Annotated in this window: 17 protein-coding genes and 1 pseudogene; 11 read left to right on the top strand and 7 right to left on the bottom strand. The window is 45.8% G+C overall.

Annotated features, from left to right (window positions below):
- The first annotated feature begins 365 nt into the window (after positions 1 to 365).
- Positions 366 to 815: a nucleoside-diphosphate kinase gene (locus tag D0A34_07345; GenBank protein ID UNU18714.1), complete on the top strand. Its 450-nt coding sequence runs from the start codon at positions 366 to 368 to the stop codon at positions 813 to 815.
- Positions 816 to 968: 153 nt separating this feature from the next.
- Here D0A34_07345 and D0A34_07340 read toward each other — a convergent pair whose 3' ends face one another.
- Complete coding sequence (locus D0A34_07340; GenBank protein ID UNU18713.1) at positions 969 to 1,715, bottom strand: creatininase family protein; 747 nt, start codon at positions 1,713 to 1,715, stop codon at positions 969 to 971.
- 538 nt (positions 1,716 to 2,253) lie between these two features.
- Here D0A34_07340 and D0A34_07335 point away from each other — a divergent pair.
- Positions 2,254 to 2,994, top strand: a complete 741-nt coding sequence (locus D0A34_07335) for a DNA-binding response regulator (GenBank protein UNU18712.1) — start codon at positions 2,254 to 2,256, stop codon at positions 2,992 to 2,994.
- Between the two features lie 176 nt (positions 2,995 to 3,170).
- On the opposite strand, the gene D0A34_07330 is transcribed toward D0A34_07335, so the two are convergent.
- The 3 genes from D0A34_07330 to D0A34_07320 form a co-directional block, all read right to left on the bottom strand.
- Positions 3,171 to 3,926: a phosphopantetheine-protein transferase gene (locus D0A34_07330; GenBank protein ID UNU18711.1), complete on the bottom strand. Its 756-nt coding sequence runs from the start codon at positions 3,924 to 3,926 to the stop codon at positions 3,171 to 3,173.
- Positions 3,927 to 4,048: 122 nt separating this feature from the next.
- Complete coding sequence (locus tag D0A34_07325) at positions 4,049 to 5,362, bottom strand: dihydroorotase (GenBank protein ID UNU18710.1); 1,314 nt, start codon at positions 5,360 to 5,362, stop codon at positions 4,049 to 4,051.
- Positions 5,363 to 5,789: 427 nt separating this feature from the next.
- The gene (locus tag D0A34_07320) at positions 5,790 to 7,151 is read right to left on the bottom strand and encodes a histidine phosphatase family protein (protein UNU18709.1); all 1,362 of its coding nucleotides are present in this window, start codon (positions 7,149 to 7,151) and stop codon (positions 5,790 to 5,792) included.
- 322 nt (positions 7,152 to 7,473) lie between these two features.
- Here D0A34_07320 and D0A34_07315 point away from each other — a divergent pair, with 322 nt between their 5' ends.
- The 7 genes and pseudogenes from D0A34_07315 (at position 7,474) to D0A34_07285 (ending at position 15,423) form a co-directional block, all read left to right on the top strand.
- Positions 7,474 to 9,066, top strand: coding sequence for a CPBP family intramembrane metalloprotease (locus tag D0A34_07315; GenBank protein UNU18708.1), 1,593 nt, complete (start codon positions 7,474 to 7,476; stop codon positions 9,064 to 9,066).
- Between the two features lie 352 nt (positions 9,067 to 9,418).
- A complete protein-coding gene (locus D0A34_07310; GenBank protein UNU18707.1) occupies positions 9,419 to 9,631 on the top strand; it encodes a hypothetical protein in 213 nt (70 codons plus the stop codon).
- 94 nt (positions 9,632 to 9,725) lie between these two features.
- Complete coding sequence (locus D0A34_07305) at positions 9,726 to 10,073, top strand: NINE protein (protein UNU18706.1); 348 nt, start codon at positions 9,726 to 9,728, stop codon at positions 10,071 to 10,073.
- 138 nt (positions 10,074 to 10,211) lie between these two features.
- Positions 10,212 to 10,916 carry a hypothetical protein gene (locus tag D0A34_07300; protein UNU18705.1) on the top strand — a complete coding sequence of 235 codons (705 nt, stop codon included), beginning with the start codon at positions 10,212 to 10,214 and terminating at the stop codon, positions 10,914 to 10,916.
- Between the two features lie 26 nt (positions 10,917 to 10,942).
- Positions 10,943 to 11,242: pseudogene (locus D0A34_07295) on the top strand (DUF29 domain-containing protein).
- A gap of 322 nt (positions 11,243 to 11,564) precedes the next feature.
- Positions 11,565 to 12,575 carry a chlorophyll synthase ChlG gene (gene chlG, locus D0A34_07290; GenBank protein ID UNU18704.1) on the top strand — a complete coding sequence of 337 codons (1,011 nt, stop codon included), beginning with the start codon at positions 11,565 to 11,567 and terminating at the stop codon, positions 12,573 to 12,575.
- Positions 12,576 to 12,819: 244 nt separating this feature from the next.
- The gene (locus tag D0A34_07285) at positions 12,820 to 15,423 is read left to right on the top strand and encodes a penicillin-binding protein 1A (GenBank protein UNU18703.1); all 2,604 of its coding nucleotides are present in this window, start codon (positions 12,820 to 12,822) and stop codon (positions 15,421 to 15,423) included.
- Positions 15,424 to 15,446: 23 nt separating this feature from the next.
- Here D0A34_07285 and D0A34_07280 read toward each other — a convergent pair whose 3' ends face one another.
- Together D0A34_07280 and D0A34_07275 are read right to left on the bottom strand one after the other, a co-directional pair.
- Positions 15,447 to 16,796: a 16S rRNA (cytosine(967)-C(5))-methyltransferase gene (locus D0A34_07280; GenBank protein UNU18702.1), complete on the bottom strand. Its 1,350-nt coding sequence runs from the start codon at positions 16,794 to 16,796 to the stop codon at positions 15,447 to 15,449.
- An 87-nt stretch (positions 16,797 to 16,883) separates the two neighbouring features.
- The gene (locus D0A34_07275; GenBank protein UNU18701.1) at positions 16,884 to 19,937 is read right to left on the bottom strand and encodes a tetratricopeptide repeat protein; all 3,054 of its coding nucleotides are present in this window, start codon (positions 19,935 to 19,937) and stop codon (positions 16,884 to 16,886) included.
- 379 nt (positions 19,938 to 20,316) lie between these two features.
- On the opposite strand from D0A34_07275, the gene D0A34_07270 reads away from it, so the two are divergent.
- Entirely contained in the window at positions 20,317 to 20,586 is a 270-nt protein-coding gene (locus D0A34_07270; protein UNU22211.1) for a hypothetical protein, read from the top strand.
- Positions 20,587 to 20,775: 189 nt separating this feature from the next.
- On the top strand, positions 20,776 to 21,480 hold the full coding sequence (locus D0A34_07265; GenBank protein ID UNU18700.1) for a hypothetical protein: 705 nt from the start codon (positions 20,776 to 20,778) through the stop codon (positions 21,478 to 21,480).
- Positions 21,481 to 21,933: 453 nt separating this feature from the next.
- On the opposite strand, the gene D0A34_07260 is transcribed toward D0A34_07265, so the two are convergent.
- A complete protein-coding gene (locus D0A34_07260) occupies positions 21,934 to 22,380 on the bottom strand; it encodes an NADAR family protein (GenBank protein ID UNU18699.1) in 447 nt (148 codons plus the stop codon).
- Between the last annotated feature and the right edge of the window lie 28 nt (positions 22,381 to 22,408).

The raw sequence follows: 22,408 nt of genomic DNA, 5'->3' as shown, positions 1-22,408 counted from the left end.
TACGATAATTTAAAGACTGGTTAGCTTATATAGGGAAGTGAGCATTCTGCTCGAACTGCTAAACAATGCTTTTAACAGAATCGGGATGCTCCCTGCAAATCAGTCCTAGACGCATAGGAGTCTCGAAACCTTGTTTCTTCGGAGATTCATCGCTGCTCACAAAAATTTTTCTGAGAAACCCGGTTTCTTTAACCCTTGCTTTTATTGCTTCTTCCCTCTTTTCTCTTCCCTCTTCTTATTCCTTCTTCCTTCTTCCTGTGGCCATAAGTCTCCAAATGACAATTTCCAATTCTCAGAATTGCCTTTAGGTGCGTTCTGAGTTACTCTATCTTTTGGATCAGTTAACACAATTATAGGAGTTAATCTTGGAACGGACTTTTTTAGCAATTAAGCCCGACGGCGTACAGCGCGGACTCGTCGGCGAAATTATCGGTCGTTTTGAAGCCAAAGGCTTTAAGCTAGTTGGCATGAAGCTAATGACGGCTAGTCGCGAACTTGCCGAACAGCATTATGGCGTACATAAAGAAAGACCCTTTTTTGCGGGACTGGTAGACTTCATCACTTCCGGGCCGATGGTGGCGATGGTGTGGGAAGGCGACGGCGTTGTGGCCTCGGCGAGGAAAATGATTGGCGCAACAAATCCTCTGAATTCAGAACCGGGGACAATTCGCGGCGATTTGGCTGTGAATGTTGGTCGCAATATTATTCATGGTTCTGATGCTGTGGAAACTGCCCATGCGGAAATTAGCCTTTGGTTCAAGGAAGAAGAATTGAGTGCTTGGACACCTTGTTTAAGTCCTTGGATTGTGGAGTAGTTTTGATATTCTCCCGATGGTTAATCGGGAGATATAGCCTTTCTCAGATAGATGAACTATCCGGTCGCTGACTCACTCATAACTGTAAAATATAGAAGAGTTTGACATTTTTACTCGTTACCAAGCTATTCCTAGTAACGAGGAGAAAAAAAGTTAATCGGAACTTAAAAACTCCAAATAATTATTAGTCAATTCTTTGACTGCTAATTCGTAAAACTGCTGACCGTGTTCAGGGGTTGCTAAGCCTGGATTTGAACCCATTCTCCCGTCGGGAAATCGGCGGCGGAAGTCAGCAGCACCGTAAATTTTGTGCCCGGAAGCGACTTCTTCCGAAAGCGGAGCTTGCTTGATTGATTCTGGATAAAGGTACTGGGTTAAGGCGATTTCGCTGGGGGTGGCGTGGGAACCTTCTTGGTTTCCGTACAATTCTTTGGCTAGTTGGTACACTGAACCGCACATGAACCAATTGCCGATTTGACACTGGATTCGATCGGCATTCGGTAAATTCAAGTCCGACAAATGTGCGTATGTCTCGGAAAATGCTGCTTTCATCGTGGCAATGTTGCCGCCGTGACCGTTGATGAAGAAATATTTCTCAAATCCAGCTTTTGCCAAAGATGTGATATAATCCCTGATTACCAGTATCAGCGTCTGCGGTCGGAAGCTGATTGTGCCAGGAAAGCTGGTGTGGTGCAAAGCCATGCCTACATTAATTGTCGGGCCGATTAAGGCATTGGCAGCTTCGCCGACACCGCAGGCGATCGCATTCGCAGCAATGGCGTCAGTGCCGATCAAGCCGGTGGGCCCGTGCTGTTCGGTGGAACCGATCGGGATAATTATGCCTCGGGAGCTATCGAGATAAGCTTCTACCTCGGGCCAGGTACTCAAATGCAGCAACATGATAGGCAGTCTACAGAATTTTTACTTGCTATCGTCGATCGTAGCCGACACGGGAAGAAAAAGGAATTTCGGCCAACTTATTATTGTATTCTTAAAAAAAGCTCTACAGTGCCATCGCACCTTTACCGTTATATTACTTAACGTTAATAATTTAACCATTTGATAGCCAAAACTTTACCTTTTAATAACCTTTTAAGAGTAGTATAACTAGCATCTCCCTCTAGATTGGGTGTTACGTGGTCAATTAATAGCGGGCAATGTTTTATGAAATTAACACCGACCCCGAAAAATGACCAGACTTCTGAGGCCTGGACGCAGGCAGACAGCGCAGCTCAGGCAACTGCTCTACGGCTGTATTCCTTACACGAGCAAGTAGCAAAGGTCGAGCGCGTGTCTGTGGGATGGACGGGCGAAAGATTCTAAGCGATCGAACTTTCTGGCGATCGTTCGTACAAGCGATCTCCGCGCGAGAGTGCCTCAGCTACTGAAGAAGGCACCTCCCGCTAGCCACATACAAACATCACTCCCACTTTTATTTATGTCTTCTGCTGAATTAAGCGAAAGTCCTTCAAGGTTGGCTGTTGGACAAGCCGGCCGCATCTTGTTATTGGAAGGTGAAGATCTGTTGCGGGAAATGCTAGCTTTAGCCCTTAAAGAACAGGGCTACGAGGTGGTGGTTACTAGCGACGGGCGCAACGCTCTGCCTTCTGTACAGGGTTCTTCGTCCTACCACGGTGAATTTACCTTTAACCTGTTAATTATGGATTCAATTAACGGTTTGGATCTGTGTCGAATGTTACGGCATCAAGGAAATCCCGTCCCTATTTTGATTATCGGTGCTAGAGGAAGTGCCAACAATTGCGCTTTTTATCTAGAAGCCGGATCGGATGATTATCTGACCAAGCCTTTTGGAATGCGGGAGTTTATCGCTCGCTGTCGGGCGCTGATGCGGCGCCAGCGCCTCGGTCGGTTACCGGAACCGAGGATGCTGCAATATAAGAGCATAACTCTGTATCCTGAAGAGTGCCGCGTGTTGGTTCGCGGTCTGGAAGTGAAATTTTCTCCTAAACAGTTTCGCTTACTAGAACTATTTATGAGTTATCCCCGGCGAGTTTGGTCTCGCGATCAGTTGCTGGAAAAAATTTGGGGTCAAGATTTTATCGGAGACAGCAAAACAGTTGACGTTCACATCCGCTGGCTACGCGAAAAGTTGGAAATAGATCCGGGCCAACCGGAATATATCATTACGGTACGTGGGTTCGGCTATCGATTTGGTTAAATTTTTAAATCAGTTGTAGGGTTGCAAGTGGTAGTCGAATATGACGTAGGGACACAACAATGTTGTGTCCTTATTTATCTGTGTAGGATGCACAATGCAAGAGCTTGAAGGCTCAACCAGTAGACCTATTGTAGCGACCGTTGCCGTTATCTTTTACCCTTGGCGATCGGTATAAATCAAAACTCCCCTGTCCACTGCCAACAATAAAGTTTCGAGCAATCTCCTGCAACCGCAACAGCCGCCACCATATCTGAACTGGGAATTAATTCAATTAAAGACCATCTCGATGCTTCTTCGGGGCTTTTTTCAACATTTAACAGCGCTGCTGGTTCTCCTAGGGCGAGGCTGACATCAAACTGATTCAGGGGAATTGAAAGTCCTTTGCCGACTGCCTTGATATAGGCTTCTTTACGAGTCCAGCAGGTAAAAAAAGCTTGGGGTTGAAGAGGTTCTGGTAGCGAAAGCAACACAGATTGTTCTAAGGGTGAAAAAAACTTTTCTGCAATTTCCAGGCAAGGAAATTTGGGATTGATACATTCAATATCGACACCAATCTCTCGATTTTTGGTAATAGCAATTAGAGCCATTGCGCCAGAGTGAGACACATTGAAACGCAGGGTATTTCCCCCTTGGGCGGCGATGAGAGAAGGTTTACCGTAGGGATTGTAGTCAAAGCGCAAAAGGTGAGAATTTATGTTAAGATAGCGACTGAGAATTTCTCTCAGCGCGCCACGACTCACAATAAATTGCGATCGACCTTTTGCAAACCGAAAACCTTCAGCTTTTGTCCGCTCGTCGGTAGAGAGAGTGTGTTGTAAACTCTGCAAGCAAGATTCTGTTTGAGCTAGAGAGACGCGCCAAACATGAATTTCGCCCAGCTCCAATGTCAAGTCTTGCGGTGGAGAATTCCACGAATGAAAAGCAGTAATCATGTATTTATCTTCTTTTCTGAGTCACCTCATCTAGCATTCCCAGAAACAGGCATCTTGCCTGTTCTACTTTTAGAAACAGACAAGATGCCTGTTCTACAACAGATGAATTTCAATCGCAAGAATTAATAAATCCAGCTTTGTACAACTTTTCCCGCTAATTGCTGTCCCAACCAAGGCGTATTTGCCGATCGCGACTTCAGACTTGACCCGTCAACAGTCCAACTCATTTTCGGGTCGAACAAAATCAACTCAGCAGAGACTCCCCGCGCAACCATGGGGGGGGTTTGTCCGAGACAAACGGCAGGGCCTGCGCTCAACACTCGCCACAGTTCTAAAGCCGAAAATTCGCCGGTTTCTACCAGTCCGTGCCACAGTAAAGGCAAAGCTAATTCCAAGCCGATCGCCCCGGGCGGACTATCAGCAAAAGCCACAGTTTTCTCCTCATAAGTATGGGCGTTGTGATCGATCGCGATCGCATCAATTACGCCATCTTTCACAGCTTGAATTAGCGCTAATTGGTCGCTGAGATTGCCCAACGGCGGTTCTAGGCGTAAATTCGGATCGTAGGGCAACGAAGCAGTCAGAGCATTTTTCCCGCCGGAATCTTTAGAGTTGCCTGAAATTGCCCCGACATTCAACAGCAAGTGCATCCAAGTCACACTCGCAGTCACCGGCAAACCCCGTGCCTTGGCATCCCGAATCAATTCCACGCTGCGCGCCGTAGAAACGCGCATAATGTGCACCGGAGTGCCCGCAGATGCCACCAACTCCAGAATTACCGCCAAAGCCGAAGTTTCCGCACTCGCCGGAATTCCTGGCAAACCCAAGCGCACTGACACCGCACCCTCCCGCGCCGCGCCATTTCCTGCCAAAGTTCGATCGCACGGCCACAAAGCCACAGACTTGCCCAAAGGCTTGATATACTCCAGCAAACGCCTCACCAGAGCCGGATTAGACAGCGGCAAACCGTCCGCAAAACCCACCACTGCACAGGAGGCCAGCTCGCCCAACTCTGCCATCTGCTGCCCTTTAACGCCCGCTGTGAGCGCTCCCCAAAAATACAAGCGGGGCAGGCCGGGCGGCAAATTGCGGATATGTTGCTGCAACAAAGCTAAACCCGCCAAATTGTCAACAGGTGGCGAGGTATCCGGCAAAATCGCCACTCGCGTAAAACCCCCAGCCGCCGCAGCCTGCATCAAAGATTCCAGCGTTTCCCGATCCTCAAAACCCGGTTCTCCGCTGTGACTGTAGATATCAGTTAACCCCGGCCCCAAAATCAGTCCCTGGCAATCCCGCACTTGGGTGTCAGCGGGAAACTCAGCAATTTTTTCCTCAACTGCTTTGATATCACCTTCAGCAATCAGAATATCAGCGATGCGATCGCTCCCTGAAACTGGATCTAGCACTCGTACATTTTGTAGCAGTTCGCGGCTCATAACTTAAGATTTAAATATATTGAAGAAGAAAGTTCGGCAACGGATTCTGTAATGGATGTAACGGATGGAAGATGGAACCGCGAAGACGCGAAGGACACGAAGGAAGAAGGAAGAAGGAAGAAGGAATAAAAGCAAGGGTTTTAGTAATTAAGAACGTCCTAACCATCTTGGCAGTTGCTATAAAAATTAAAACATTTTTCAGGTGGGTACTCGTAGCGGTGGGCACTGGTGTTAACTTAGGCCTAAAAGCTTGGATAAATTTCGCTTTGACACGAGTCTCGCTCCCCCTAAATCCCCCTTAAAAAGGGGGACTTTGAGAACGCTTCTTTTCCCCCCTTCTTAAGGGGGGCTAGGGGGGCTCGAAGGCCTAATCGTCAAACAGCAGACCGGTAATACGTCTACGGGTTCGCGCCCAGCATTTTACTAATTACAGTGCTCCTGCGGCTGTTTGGTCAAAAACGCCACCGCTCAAATGAGTTGTCACATTCATCGCCTGCAATACCGGCAAACCATCGGGGCCGTGGGGATAATCAATCACGCTAACGGCTCCGTTTCCTTGTTTGAATTTCCAGAAATGTTCGGGTTCCAAACCGAATAGGTGGCAGAGAATTGCTTTGTTAATGGCATCGTGAGCAACGACAATCCCAGTACCAGAAACAGATTGTACTATTTCTCGCCAAGCTGCGATCGCCCGAGTCCAAACGTGCTGCAAATTCTCTCCTTCGGGCATTTGCACTGTTTCAGGAGATGTTTTCCATTCCTGTAGCAAACCCGGATAGGATTCTTCTATTTCTGATTCAAACTTTCCTTCCCAAAGTCCGTGGCTGATTTCTCTTAGCTCATCGCGGAGTTCCAGTTGCAAACCGCCGTGATATTTGAGAATAATTTCTGCAGTTTCTTTCGGGCGCAGCATCGAACTGCTGATCGCAAAATCTAATTTTACATCCTTGAGAAATTCTGCTGCTCGCCTGGATTGTTCGCGGCCGTTATCGTTGAGAGGCACGTCAATCTGCCCCTGAAATTTACCTGCTTTATTCCAGTCGGTTTCGCCGTGACGCACCAGCAACAAGCGCGGGCCTTGGTGTCCGTCCCTCGGTTTGGGGAAAATTTCCCCGGTATGGGAAGTTAAATTCACCGACTCTAATTGAACTGCAACTTTCTTTTTTGGCTCTCCCGGTTCGTCGTTGGTAACAGGGGAACTTCCAAAATTAATGACACTAATTCCGCAATTTGACTGTTGAATTGATTGATAGTAATCCGGGGTAATTTCCGACGCGGTGGCGATGAGAGCGCGGTTGATTCCGTTGTGACCTACTACTAGAATTGTGCCGTCGTGGTGGCGCGATAAAAGTTCTTGCCAAAAGTGTCGGGCGTTAGCAAAAATTGCTAATACTGGGAAGTGTTCGATTTCTCCGTCAGCAGATGGCAATTTCATGGAAAATTTGTCTGGCTGTTTTTGCCACTGCTGATATGCTTCGGGGAATTTGTCGATCGCATCTTGGCGCAGCATTCCTTCCCACAGAGGCAAATCGATTTCCATCAAATTATCAGTTGGCTGGAGTGGTGGCGGATTTGTCAAGCGCGACAGGATGATTTCCGCTGTTTCTTTGGCTCGTTGCAGGGGACTGGTATAGGCGGCATCAAAGGCGATACTGCTGAGTGTGTCGCCTACTTGCAAGGCGGTGCTGCGGCCTGCTTCTGTCAAAATCGATTTATCCAGGCGGCCTTGGATGCGGCGTTCTTGATTGTAGGTGCTTTTGCCGTGACGGACTAAGATAATGCGAGTCATTCGATTTTAGATTTTAGATTTTAGATTTTAGATTTAGCCTGCTACCCCGCTGCGGTTGCGCCGTGCGGATATTACCTCATACATCGCGGGTGCTGATGGCGCACTACTCCTGTAGGGTGCGCCATCAGCACCGTTGGGCTAAGGTGTGAACCTTACGCATACATGGCGGAGCGAGGATTTGTGGCGTAAGTCTTGTTGAGGAGAGTCAAAAAGATGAGCCAGTGAAATTTTACCAGTTGTCGGGATACTCTCGTCTGCAACGACCTATGATTAAAGACGGAAAAGATTTAGCCACGGATTCGCGCGGGACGGAAAAGCAGGAATGACACTGAAGCGGGTTATTTTAGGTATTTTAACGGCGATCGCGATCGCCATGGTCGGTTTATCTTTACTTGCTAGTTGGAATCAGCCGCAAATTCAAAGCCGGCTGGAACTCTACCAGACAAATTTGCTGCTGCACGCCTCGGAGTGGCAAGGAGAAAATAATCAGAGTGCTAATTTAAGTTCGGCGCGCAACAATATTGTCGGTGCAGATCCTTTAAATACGGCTTTGACACAATATCAAGAAGCGCGAGACTCGACTCGCAAAACTCTCGAAACAACTCAAGCACAAGTTAAAGAAATTCAGTTGGCTATCGCCTCTAAGTCTGATGATAATACTCTGAATTTTGCTCAAAATAAGGCGGCGTTAGAGTCAATAGAGCAACAGTCAGCCCTGCTAAACGAACTTGACTTGCGATTGGGAATTTTGCAGGCAAGCAGTGGCAAAACTGAGGCGGCGCTCCAAACTTGGACAAATTTAGTTGAGCGCTACAAAACTCAAATAGATTACGACTCTTCGGTGGTAACTGCTAAAGTTTTAACGGGAATTTGGAGCAATCCGGCTCAACTGCTGCCCGATGCCGAGCCGAGCATTCAAAAGTCTTTGGAGGGCTGGTTTCGCTATCGCGCTCTAGGTCAACTTTACAAGCTGCAAGAACGTTCTAAAGAGCTGGTGGCGCTGCAAGCAGCCGAGCAAGCAACGGCTGAGCAAGCTGTAGAAAAGTTGGCAATTGTCGTTGGCGTTCCGGCGATCGCACTTTGTATTGGCACGGTTTTGCTGGTTGGTTTGACTGTGCAGTGGCTGTTGCAGCGGAAGCCGTTAGAGAAAGCAGATTCGGGGCCGCTGTTGGCGCGAAATGCGAGCTTGACTTGGGATGTGCCTTGGGATGGTGAGATTGTTTGGCAGGTGCTTGTGGTCGGCTTTTTCTTTGTCGGGCAAATCTTGATTCCCTATTTGTTGCTGCCTGTTTCTCTGGCTGTTTTAAAACTCAACCCAGCTACTTTTGACCCGCGCGACAAGGCTTTTTATATCTTTGCTACTTATTTGTTGCTGTCGGCTGGGGGGCTTTCGGTACTGTATTTTTCGGTCAAGTCTTTTTTGCCTTTGCCTGAAGGTTGGTTTCGGATTAATTGGCGAGGAAGTTGGTTTTTGTGGGGTTTTGGCGGCTATTTTGTTGCTTTGCCTTTGGTAGTTTTGGTGTCGCTGATTAATCAGCAATTTTGGCAGGGACAAGGTGGCAGTAATCCGATTTTGCCGATCGTTCTCGAAGGTAGGGACAACGTGGCTTTGGCGGTGTTTTTCGGCACTGCTGCGATCGCCGCTCCGGTTTTTGAGGAAATCGTGTTTCGAGGCTTTCTGCTGCCTTCTCTGACTCGCTATTTGCCTGTTTGGGGGGCGATCGCTGCTTCTGCTTTCTTGTTTGCGGTGGCTCACTTGAGTGTCTCTGAGATTCTGCCTTTGGCGACTTTGGGTGCGGTTTTGGGGTTTGTGTACACGCGATCGCGCAATCTCCTTGCTCCTATGCTTCTCCACAGTCTTTGGAACAGCGGTACTCTCCTGAGTCTGTTTCTTTTGGGCGGCGGCGCGAGTTAATTCGGGCGGTTGTTAATAATTGTGAATTAACCGAGTTTTTTTGAGAGCGATCGTCAGGGCGATCGACTCTTACCATAAATAGCAGTAGCCTGCTCGGTGCGCCCCTGATATCTAGTCCGGTAAAATAACCGGAATTTTATTAGGGGCGGGTTCACCCTAATCGGTAATATCAGCCACAGATCCAGATCGACCCGCCCCGGTTCCTTACTTGAGCGGAAAAACAGGGTTTAACATGGAAGTAATATCTTGTCGGCTGATGATTGAGAGACTGACCCGGGCGGTCGCACCAAACGGAAGTTGACAATCCGGCTAATTTATAGCTAAATTTTAATTTAGGATGAGGCTTAAACCCATGAGTAATTTGAACAGCCGCAACTTAGAGGGAACGCCGATTTGGATACGTTTCGCACCCTACGCAGCCCTGGGCATTTTAATATTTTCTCTCAATTCAGGCAGCGAACTCAATTATTTCTTGAGAGGCTACTTGGTGATTCTACAAGCTCAAGTCGGTATAGTTCTGCTGTATTTTGCGATGTCTAAGTTTCGCAAAAACCCAAATAAATGAGTAAAAATTAGTAAGATTACTTAGGTTGATCGTTCAATGTCCCGCCTTCAAATTCGATCGCGGAAGTTAAAATAAAAAACTGGGGAAAGTAAAAATGGTAAAAGATAAAAGCGTAGCAGTTGTGTTAGCTTTCTTTGTTGGAGGTTTCGGAGTTCACAAATTTTATTTGGGCAATAACTTAGCAGGGGTATTATACTTGCTATTTTCTTGGACATTAATTCCGTCAGTGATCGCATTTTTCGATTTTATCGGCCTGCTGCTGATGTCGGAACAAGCTTTTCAGGTACAGTACAATGGTGGCACGTTGCCGTCTGGGTATGCCCTCAGAGCGGCAAAAGATGTTACTGGGGCGATCGGCGAATTGAAAAAACTTTACGATATGGGCGCAATTACGGCCGAAGAATATGAAGAAAAACGCCAAAAATTGCTGCGAGAATTGTAATTAAGAAGGAAGTTCGGCAACGGATTATGTAACGGATGTAACGGATGTCAGGAAGAAGGAAGAAGAAAGCCCACTATTAAAAAAGTGGGAGTGACATAAGAAAGTGTGAGAACACAACTATTTAAGGATAAAATTAAAGTGTCTCAAGATTTATACTGGCTGCGTCAAACTCCCAACTGGGTGTGGTATGCTTTTATTCCCTACTTCGGCGGATTGGCGATCGCCTATGCAGGCCAAAAGTCAAATATTCGTAGTTGGATGGGATGGGGTGTTGTAATTACTTTAGCAGCACTAGCGGTATCTTCTTCAACTAATTTGGGTACGATCGTGTGGATTGCTCAAATTGTTACTGCTTTTAGTTTGAAAAAGCGTTATCTCATCAAAACCGCACCCAGAGGTATACTGGTTCCTGCAACTGCGACGAATGCCGAAGAACTGGCAAACGTGCGCGGCAAAATAGATATTAACGAGTGTACCAAAGACGATATGGTCAGAATCTTGGGTTTGCCGATCGTCTACGCCAACGATATTGAATCTTTGCAAAACGAAGGCTACATTTTTACCCACGCCGAAGAGTTATCAGAAATAGCCGGAGTTCCCGAAAGCCACGTCAGACGCATCGCCCCGATGATTTGCTTCAGCTACAATTATCAAAAAGAATTGCAGTTTACTTGGAAACGGTTAAACATTCTTTCGCCGGAAGAGTTGATCGCCAACGGTTTAGATCGGATTGTGGCGGAAAAAATAGTTAGAGAAAGGCAGAGAAAAGGCGCTTACAAATCAGTTGTAGAAGTCAAGCGGCGGACGGGACTGCCTTTTGATTCATACCGCCATATTTGTTAAGTTGCAGTTGTTAGCACGCACAGCTTATGAAAACAAAATTAGAAGTTGACAGACAAAAATTGTATAATACAGATTACCTGAGATGAAGTCAAACCACTGTGGAAAAGTTGCGGGGTCGCGACTATTCAAACATCCACTGGGAAAATCTGATTGCAGAAATAGAAGACATGGGGCGAAGGTAACACCGGAGTTGAGAAAGTAATTTGGTGGTAATTCTCCTGGACTTGCTTAAGTGGCAATTTCAACCGGATCAAAGAAGTGGTAGCATCTCTTTAATCGAAAATCGAAAATCGAAAATCGAAAATCGAAAATCGAAAATCGATTGATTTTCTGCCAGATGAGATGAGTCAAGGGTAGCATGGCAAAAAACTCGATCGCCTGCTGGTAATTGACATTCAATGCACCGGCTGGCAAAAATCTCCCCCAGAAGGCGGGCTCAGCGAAATTACAAGAAAAGTATTTATCCTCTTGACATTTACACAAAAAAATGATATTTCAGTATATTGTGAAACTCCTACTTTTCCCTAGCATCAACTCCAAGCCAGGGTACGTTTTCAAGAATTTACCTTAAATATCAGTGGTAAGCTATCTGAATTATTATTGAAATGCAAAACGACACAATAGTAGCAGTACCGCTAACATCAAATTATGTCTGACTCTCCTCCATCCCAAATCTCCCCAGAAGCTGCACCGGAAAGTGCTGCTACCGAAAACCGCAGTGCCAAAACTAGGCAACTGTTGGGCATGAAAGGGGCCGCTAGCGGGGAAACTTCTATCTGGAAGATTCGCTTGCAATTGATGAAACCGATTACCTGGATTCCCTTAATTTGGGGCGTGGTGTGCGGGGCTGCCTCTTCTGGAAACTATGTTTGGAACCTAGAAAATTTCTTGATCGCAGCAGCTTGTATGTTGATGTCAGGGCCGCTGCTGGCCGGGTACACTCAAACTTTGAACGATTTTTACGATCGCGACATCGACGCCATTAACGAGCCCTACCGTCCAATTCCCTCCGGTATCATCTCGATTCCCCAAGTAGTAACGCAAATTTTGGTATTATTAGCCGCTGGGATTGGGGTGGCTTATGCTCTAGACTTGTGGGCGGGTCATGAATTCCCGATAATGACTGTTTTGACTCTCGGCGGCGCGTTTCTAGCTTATATCTACTCTGCGCCCCCGCTGAAACTCAAGCAGAATGGCTGGTTGGGAAATTATGCCCTGGGTGCTAGTTACATTGCCCTGCCTTGGTGGGCGGGTCAAGCTTTGTTTGGTACACTAGATCCCACGATTATGATTTTGACCCTGTTTTACAGTTTGGCAGGGCTGGGAATTGCGATCGTCAATGATTTCAAAAGTGTCGAAGGCGATCGGCAATTAGGGTTAAAATCTTTGCCAGTGATGTTTGGCATCAGCACAGCAGCTTGGATTTGCGTGTTGATGATTGACATCTTTCAAGCTGGGATTGCAGGCTACCTGATCAGCATCCACCAAAACCTTTACGCTGTCATTCTGCTGCTACTGATAATTCCCCAAATTACTTTTCAGGATATGTACTTTTTGCGTAATCCCCTGGAAAATGATGTTAAATATCAGGCAAGTGCTCAGCCTTTCCTGGTTTTGGGTATGCTGGTAGCAGCCTTGGCACTGGGTCATGCGAGTTAAGCAGAGTTTTGAGTTGAGGTTTGAGTTAAAAAATTTTGAATTCAAAAAATCTAATTCACTTCTCAAAAAAATACCAAGCTCTGCAGCGTTAAGAAAAGTTTTGAATTTTGAGTGGTGAATTAAAAAATTTTTAATTCAAAAAACCTAATTCAAGGCAGCGTGTTATTCAAGAAAAAATGTCGAATTAAAAATTAAGAATTTAAGAAAGCTAGCTTTTTTAATTTTTAATTTTTAATCGGACTTGATGAGGTTTGAAGGTCTGAACGTGGCAGAATTTTTCTCAAATATCAAAGATACATTGAGCAAAGTCACTAACGCAATAAGCGGTAATTCCGATCGAGAACCGCCGAAGACTGCGAAGGGTAATAAGCTCAACTCGCCGGAATCGGAGGCGGAATTTTCTACACGGACAAGGGATGAGCGAGCGGAGTATGTGGTATCAGAAGATGCTGCACCTCTAGAAGAGTCAGAATATTTAGAGTCAGAATATTTAGATTCAGAATATTTAGAGCCAGAATACGCTCGATATCCAATAGTCAAGCGCGATTGGGAAGGGTTGAAGCGCTTAATCGCTTGGTTGGAAATTGAACCTCAAGTTACTAGCTTGCAAAGCAAGGGAAAAGAATTGCTGCGACCGGGATTAAGTTTGCGGGGAACTAAATCACCCCAAAAATCCGATAGTAGCAAATTGCCGGAAAAGAGCGCATCGCAGAACACCGAACTGCAGAGACATACGGAACTACAGGAAATTAGCGCACCGCAGGAAATTAGCACACCGCAGGAAAATAGCGCACCGCAGGAAAATACTAAAAAACGGATCTCCCGCCGCCCTAGATTTTGGATAAGTTTAGGTGTTGCTAGTATAGGCGGGGGCGCTTTAATCTACGGTTTATGGATTTTGTACACCTTAGACAAAGGTTTGCCGGATGTTAACGATTTGTCAGCCTTTAACCGCGACGGAACGCTGACAATTAAGGCAGCAGATAATACTATTTTGTTGCAGTCGGGGCCTGCAACCAGAGAGAAACTGAAACTTAAAGAAATTCCCGAATTGTTGGTTAAAGCTTTTATTGCCATAGAAGACCGCCGTTTTTACAAACATCGCGGGGTGGATTATCAAGGTATTGTGCGCTCCATTGTTTCTAATTTGATAGAAAGAGATTTAGTGCAGGGTGGCAGTACAATTACGCAACAATTGGCTCGCGTTGTTTTTCTTAATCAGGAAAGAAGTATTAGGCGGAAAGTCCGGGAAGCTCTTTTAGCTCAGAAAATAGAGCGAGAGTTGAGTAAAGACCAAGTTTTAGAACGGTATTTAAATCTGGTTTATTTGGGTTCGGATGCTTACGGGGTGGCAGATGCGGCTTGGGTTTTCTTTAGCAAAACTGTCGATAAATTAACTTTGGCAGAGATGGCAACTTTGGCGGGTTTGCCGCCGGCCCCGAGCGAATATTCGCCTTTGGTTAATCCGAATATTGCTAAGAAACGCCGCAATCTTGTGCTGCAACAAATGCAGGAAGCAAAGGTAATTACAGAGGCTCAGGCGAAGGAGGCGATGGCGGAACCTATCGCCGTTAAACCAAGTGCGCCGAAGCGATTTAAAGTAGTCGCACCTTATTTTGCTAGTTACATTCGGAAGGAATTGCCGCGCTATGTTTCTCAGGATGCTTTGGAAGCTGGCGGTTTGACTGTTGAGACGACGGTGGATTTGAAGTGGCAGAAAATAGCGGAAGAGGTTGTTAAAAATGCGATCGAAGTTGATGGCCGCCGTCAGGGTTTTGAACAGGCCGCTTTAGTTTCTATGGACACTAAGACTGGGGCAGTTAAGGCGCTGGTAGGAGGGGGAGATTTTAAGGCAAGTCAATTTAATCGTGCTACGCAGGCTTTGCGGCAGCCCGGATCGACGTTTAAAGGGTTGGTTTATGCCGCGGCGATGGCGGCTGGTTTTTCTCCCTATGACGGTTACGAAGACGAACCAATTATTATCGACGGCTATCAACCGAATAATTATGGCAAAAAATTTAGCGGTTGGCGATCGATGTCTGATGCTTTGACGCGTTCGGTGAATGTCGTAGCTGTGAAGGTGTTGATGGATGTAGGGTTTGAACCGACGATAAAATTAGCCAACGATATGGGAATTAAGTCTAAATTGAGTCCCATTTATTCCCTGGCTTTGGGTTCTTCGGAGGTGAATTTGCTGGAGTTAACCAATGCTTACGGTACATTAGCATCGCAAGGGAATTTTATTGAAGCCCACGGAATTACTCGGGTGGTTAATCAGCGGGGAGATGTGATTTATCAGGCTAATTTTAAACCGAAGCGGGTTTTGGATAAGGATAGCGCTGCGATTACTACTTGGATGTTGGAAGGTGTTGTGCAAGACGGTACGGGGGGGCCTGCGGCTTTGTCCGATCGCGCTGTAGCGGGCAAAACTGGTACTTCGGAAAATGTCAGGGATTTGTGGTTTATTGGTTACATTCCACAGGTGGTGACTGGGGTTTGGCTAGGGAATGATGACAATTATCCCACCTGGGGAACTAGCGGTACGGCGGCCTATAATTGGCGCGATTTTATGAGTCAAGCTGTTAAGGGAATGCCGGTTGAGAAGTTTCCGAAGTTGCCGGAGTTGGAGGGCCGCAAACGCAGTATTAAGCCCAAACCGGTGGAGCCTAAGAGGATTATTCGCGGGATGATTGTGAATGAGGATGGTGCGATCGTACCTTACAATCCTAATCCTGAACCGAAGTATAACCCACCGCAAGAGCCTGCTTATCAAGAGCCTGCTTATCAAGAGCCTGCTTATCAAGAGCCTGCTTATGAAGAACCTGCTTATCAAGAACCGGGATATTAAACTATCTGTTTGGAGTAAGGACTTTACTCGTTTTTCAATTGCTTTAGCCTCACCATAAAAAAGCCGTCCATGTGATGTCTGTGCGGCCACACTTTCACCCATCCTTCGGGTGATGGCTGTACGGGTAAATCAATTGTTGGCGGTTCTATTTGCCAGTGAGGATTGCTGTCTAAGAACGATCGAATAACTGTTTCATTTTCCAAGGGATGAATTGTGCAAGTTGCATAAACTAATACGCCGCCGGACTTGACAAATGTCGCTGCATTTGCTAGTAATTCCGATTGCAGTTGAGATTGTTGTTGAATGTTTTCGGGCGTGTGGCGCCAGCGGGCGTCGGGGCGGCGGTGGAGGGTTCCGAGGCCAGAACAAGGTGCGTCTAGTAAAACTCTGTCTGCAAGGTTAACAAACTCTGGGAAATGGCGGCTGTCTCCGGTATGAATTTTAATGGATTTCATCTGGAGTCTGTCTGCATTTTCTTTAAGTTTTTTGAGTCTGCTGGCGGTTTTGTCGCAGGCATAAATTGTGCCTTCATCCTGCATTAACTCGGCGCTGTGGGTGGTTTTTCCCCCCGGCGCGGCGCAGGCGTCGATGATAGTTTCCCCGGGCTGCGCCCCTAGTATATGGGTGACTAATTGAGCGCTGCTGTCTTGGATTGTCCACCAACCTTCGCTGTATCCGGGGAGGTTTTGGATGGCGCCAATGCTGCCATTTAGTCTTAATGCTTGTGGCAAGTTGGGGATTCTGCTAGTTGAGATGTTGTGGGTTTTGAAGGCAGCTTCGATTTGGGCGATCGAGCTTTTTAAGGGATTGATTCTCAGGTCAATTGTGGGGGATTGGTTGAACCATTCACAGAGTTGTTCGGTTTCGGTTTCGCCTATTTGTTCGATCCACAATTTCACCAGCCATTCGGGGAAGCTGTGCAAAATTCCTAGGCGTTCAACGGTTGATTTATAATTAGTAACGGTTAAGGGGTTTAAGTCGTTATCTGTTAAACGGATGTATTGGCGCAACAAACCGTTGACAAAACTGCTGAGTCCTGAAAATCCGTTTTCTTTTGCTAGTTGAACGGTGGTGTTGACGGCGGCGGAGGGGGGAATCTGGTTGAGATATTCGAGTTGATATAAACCTAAATGTAAGATGGTGCGGAGTTCGGGCGGTTGTTGGGAGGATTTCTTTGTTGCTAGTTTGTCGATGATGAAGTCGATCGATCGCATTCTCCTGACGCTACCGTAAACTAATTCTGTCACTAAACGCCGATCGAGGTCGTTGAGTTGAGAATTGCCGAAAGCGCGATCGAGTGCGGCATCTGCGAATGCACCGCGGCGGTGGACTTCGCGGAGTGCGAGAAAGGCTATTTGGCGGGGATTTTGCATAACATATTACATAAAAGGACTTACACAATGTTAAGTGTATAGGGTAAATAGCTGCTTATCTAAATTATTGCAAGTTGAGTTTTCAGCTTATTCTGGTTTTGTGGACACCAACGGTTCTAATAAATTGCGTTCTTCAATGGGAAGTTCTAGCAAAACTCGTCTGTCGCCCTTGGTTTCCTTATAGCGGACAGCCGCATCCAGCAGGCGGATGGGAATTTTGAATTGTTCGTCGTAGTTGCTGGTTAGTTCTTGCCACAATTCTAACCAAGTGCGTGCGGCTTTGTCGCTGACCATTTCTGACATTAGGACGGGGATGTTTCGCACAATTGCCTGTGCTAAGATTGAGAGATATTTGTGTTTTTCATAAACTGCAATTAGGCTGATAATGCGAGTTTGAGTTATCGAATCGTGCGTGTTTGCGAATAGGTTGCGGATAATTAAATTGGCATATTCAGAACTAACTTCATCGTCTGATTCAATGCGTTGGAATGCGTGGTCTAAGGCGACGAGGCCTTCATCCCAACGATTTAATCCGAGAATGGCAATGGCGCGATAGAAGAAGAAATATGAAGATAGATCGCCAAGTTCGATCGCCCGATCGTAAGATACTAAGGCTTCTTCATAACGTTTGAGTGTGTCGAGTAAAAGACCTCGAAGAAACCAAACCAACTGATAATTGGTATCTAGTTCGATCGCCCGATCGTAAGATACTAAGGCTTCTTCATAACGTTTGAGTGTGTCGAGTAAAAGACCTCGAAGAAACCAAACCAACTGATAATTGGCATCTAGTTCGATCGCCCGATCGTAAGATACTAAGGCTTCATCGTAGCGTTTGAGCTTGTAGAGTACATTGCCTTGATTAGCCCAAGCCGACTGATTATTGGCATCTAGTTCGATCGCCCGATCGTAAGATACTAAGGCTTCATCGTAGCGTTTGAGCTTGTAGAGTACATTGCCTCGATTAGCCCAAGCCGACTGATTATTGGCATCTAGTTCGATCGCCCGATCGTAAGATACTAAGGCTTCATCATAGCGTTTGAGGTTGTAGAGTACACCGCCTCGATTAGCCCAAGCCCATCGATAATTGGCATCTAGTTCGATCGCCCGATCGTAAGATACTAAGGCTTCATCATAGCGTTTGAGGTTGTAGAGTACACCGCCTCGATTAGCCCAAGCCCATCGATAATTGGCATCTAGTTCGATCGCCCGATCGTAAGATACTAAGGCTTCATCATAGCGTTTGAGGTTGTAGAGTACACCGCCTCGATTAGCCCAAGCCCATCGATAATTGGCATCTAGTTCGATCGCCCGATCGTAAGATTCTAAGGCTTTATCGTAGCGTTTGAGGTTGCTGAGTACATCGCCTCGCTTAGCCCAAGCCGACTGATAATTGGGATCAAGTTCGAGCGCCCGATCATAAGATACTAAGGCTTCATCATAGCGTTTGAGGTTGTTGAGTACATTCCCTCGGAGAAACCAATAAAACTTATTATTGTCGTCAAGTTCGATCGCCCGATCTAAGAATGCTAATGCTTCATCGTAGCGTTTAAGACTGTCGAGTACATTGCCTTTATGAGCCCAAGCCCTCACATAATTGGAGTCAATTTTAATAGCTTTGTCTAAACATTCCACAGCTTCATAATAGCGTTCTAGCCTACTTAAACAGTATCCCTTTACCGACCAATCCTTTGCCTCACCCCGACTTGCTACCAATTTTTCCGCATATTCTAAAGCCGAAACATAGTCTTTCTGTTCAATACAATTTTCAATTTCATCAAAATAAGCCTTCAGACGCGGGTCTTCCTCATTTCTCTCAATAGCCTCAAGCGCCCGCGTATAATATTCTCGTTCCATGACAGCATCAGGTGGAATCGGTTTCAAACCATGCCGATACATAAAATGACTTTCTTTCTCCGCCAAATCAACATCCGCCATCCTCAATCCCAATCGTTGCTGCAATTCTTTCCGCGTATACCAAACCCGAATAAAATCGACAATTAATCGAATCGGTTGATTTCGCTGCTTCTTTACCTCCAGACAAAAACGCATCAATGGTTCCCGCAATTCATACCACGATTCCCGTCCAATCTCCTCAGTTTTGACATAACCCTTATTTCGCAAATCTTTAAGTTGGCTAGATACAGTTCGCTGCTCAATAAAACAGCGTTTAGCAACTTCTTTGACTGGTGCAGCACCACCTCGATCGCACAAAAAGTCAACAATCTTTCGCTGCTGATTTGAAAGATATTTCATCCGATCCTGATAGTATGGCGTGAGGCTGTCCAGCATTTCCATGAACGGTTCTACCAATTTATCGAGCGATTCAGGAGTCATCAGAAAAGCCGAAAAAACAATATAGACGCGAGGACTGCCACCAGAAAGGTAATGCACAACTTTAATGCGATCGCGCCCTGTTGGACTTTGAATAAAAGATGCTAAATCATTATTTCCTTCTAACTTGGCAATATGATTTAATAAAGCTACAGCATCATCGAGCTTAAACTCATCTAATTCATGTAAATCAAAAAAATCATAAAAAGGATTATTAGAGAGCTTGACTCCATCGAACAAGCTTTGTGATGTTGCCAAAATTGTCAAAAATGAATAATTTTGAATATACGCCCTCAACTGCTTCTGCCCGAAATCCCCCAAGCCGCTAAACACGTCCTCTAAATTTTCGACAATCAACAACAGGACCCGCTTGCCAACAAAGTCTCTCAGCAATTCTGCGGCCTTAAATTCAGCTTGCTCCGGCGACAAATCATAAAGCTTTTCAACATCATCATGTAACTCAGCTTCATATGCAGCCGGATATTCTTTAGCAATTGCCCGGAATATTCCCCGCAATAAATCCAAAAAAGACGCAATCCCCCATTCCTCTTCCTGCAGCCACGCAATCAGCAATTTCTCCTGCAAATCCTCCATCTTAACAACGCGATGATAAATCAGGGAAACCAAGTGTGTTTTGCCAATGCCGCGCGGCCCAATTAGCAGTTGAAAATGCTTGTTATTTGTTAGCGCGCTCACCCGAATTAGCTCTACTAAACGTTCTGCCAGTGCGTGACGCTGTACTAAGATAGCTTCCAGGGTTTCTGGTGACATCAAGCTAGGAGTAAATCGAGAGATAAATGTATTTTTCATAATATCTATTGGGTTTAACTGGTTCCCCGGCTGTGCCTGGGAACCGATATCTAGAGGCTCTGCCTCGTCGGTTGCGGAGGGAAACAGGAGGCCGAGCCTCCGGATCAGCGTCTCCAGGCTCTTCCAGGGAACGAGGAGAAAATGCTTGTGATACAAGGCTTTGAAAAATTATACGTCTAATTTACCATAGGTTGTAAAAATATACGTTATTTTTGTTGTATATTTTTTAAAGCAGTGTTAGACTGCCTTTAACAAGCAAACAAGCGCCCCTAGGTGGTACTAGAGACGCTTTCGATCGCTTATCAGTTTTCGGGAGCCACTGGGTGCAACCAGTAGGACTCTCATGTTGTTTATGGTCTATATAGACCGAGGATTTCTCATGACTAATTATAACAGCGAACAGCTCAATTTGTTCACCCAGCCGATCGCAGTTTCGGTGGAAATGGGCTGCACAGTTGAACGTGCCGCCGAATTAGTACAACGCTCAAAAAGCTCAATCTACGATCGGCTAAGAAAAAATAAACCCTATCTGCGGCAGGTTCCCACAGGTACGTGGCAAATTTACTCTACAGGCCAAAAAGATGGCTCAATTCTTGTGAATGTTGCCTTCATTTATTCTCCAAAAGATAAGAATTGGAGACTTGCTTGAACTCAAACCTCAAGGCTGCGTTAGTTTAAGTTTAACGCAGCCTTCAGCCTCGTCGGTTGCGGAGAAAAACACGAGGCTGAGCCTCCCAATCTACGTCCCCAGGCTGAGCCGGGGAACAAGAAAAAATCTGAAAAATATTCCTTAAGACTTGTTACAATACACAAAACTTCATACTTTCCCCAACACTGGATGACCTTTTTCAACGCCTCCGAACCCCTAATCCGCTGCAAACAGGAACATCTCGACGTACAAGACCGCGAAGGCCTGTTGCAACTCCGCTGGCAAATTGGAAATATTACTCTTTTCTCAGGATTTTATACCCGCATCGACCAAACTTTTCTGCTTTGGGGTTTGGTGACAGCGGGGATTTTTTTTACGGCTCAGTTTTTCCCTATCAGTTGGAGCTTTCAGGCGATTCTGTGGTCAACTTTGACTTTAGTTGGCACTGCGGCAATGGCCGTTTTGACTTTGTTTTGGGTAAGAGTCGAGCGAGTTAGCTGGATTCTTTACTCTTGGGCGATTTTGATGATAACTGGTTTGGTTCTGACCGATTGCAGTATTTTTGCCGGTTGGGGAGGTGTGTTGCTGCACCTTTGCGATTTGTGGTTGGGGTTGAGCGCGATCGGCTATTTGTTGACGGGATTAGGTTTGCGATCGCGCACTTTTCTCCTGATCGGACTAACTCATTTATTTAGCATCCCTCTATTAACTTTTGTTGCACCTTGGCAATATCTAACCACAGGAATAATTATGGCTGGCTGTTTGTTGTTATTGTCCGAATTGCAGTGGGATATGCGATCGCCGATCGACAATACTTTGCTAAGCGCAGAACAGAAAGAATTTAACAGAATTCAACAGCAACTGCGACAGAGTGGCGCGATTGTATCCGAATAAATCGCAAATGTAAAGAATTCTGTACAATAGCTAACACTTTCCATAAATCGTACACAATAGAAAGATACAGCATCAATAAAAAACAAACTTTAACCAGAACAGGAGTTTTGCTATTTGACCTGTGAATCGCCAACCTAAGGAGAACGGTGTCCGGGAGGCGACTGGCGAACAAATGCTGTACTTGCGACGATAAAAGTTAATTCGGGTTGACAGTAGTTGTGGAAATCAAAATGTGGTGCAGGGTTTTTACCGTTTCCCCTGCTTTGCAGTCTTCTCGGAGAGGCTAAACCCTCTACCAGAACAGCCTGAGGAGATTGGCACAAAATTCGACAGTTGGTCAGGCGGATTTTTGAGTCAGCGTGTTTAATAAAATTGGGAAAATGCTCGCTTAGAGGTTTGCAGGACTTACTATTAAACAAGTCCTGCTTTATGATGGAAAATTTAAATTATCTTTTACTCTGACGTGCCTTTTCGCAATATCTCCCTTACTTCCATTAAAATCTGTCCCAACCTATTTTTGCCGCTGCCATCTTTGCCGCAACCCCAATAGTAATCACTAGGAGAATTTTCGACTATTTCCTCATCGCCAGTAGCGAGTAAAATTTCTCTAATTTCGGCATGAGTTTCAAATTTGCGGAGTACGGCTTTTCTCATGATATCATCTTTTACTTCTTCCCAATCTTTGCGGAGGGGACGAGAGCGATCGCGCCCCATTTTTGCCGCATCTTTCGGCGTTTTTGCTTGGCGAATTTGGTCACAATAAGCCGTTTTGGGAAACTTTTGTGCTTGAAAATAATGTTCGGTAGTTGCCCAATATTCTCCGTCTAACTCGAATCCATGAGAGGAAAAGTTAGAAAAACAGCCGTATTCGCTGCGAGTGCTGTAAAAGTAGATAGTCATAATATCTTCGATTTCAACCGCCCTAATA

It is taken from the genome of Microcoleus vaginatus PCC 9802 (assembly GCA_022701275.1).
GTDB lineage: Bacteria > Cyanobacteriota > Cyanobacteriia > Cyanobacteriales > Microcoleaceae > Microcoleus > Microcoleus vaginatus_A.
This window is presented reverse-complemented; position numbering and strand designations above follow the sequence as displayed.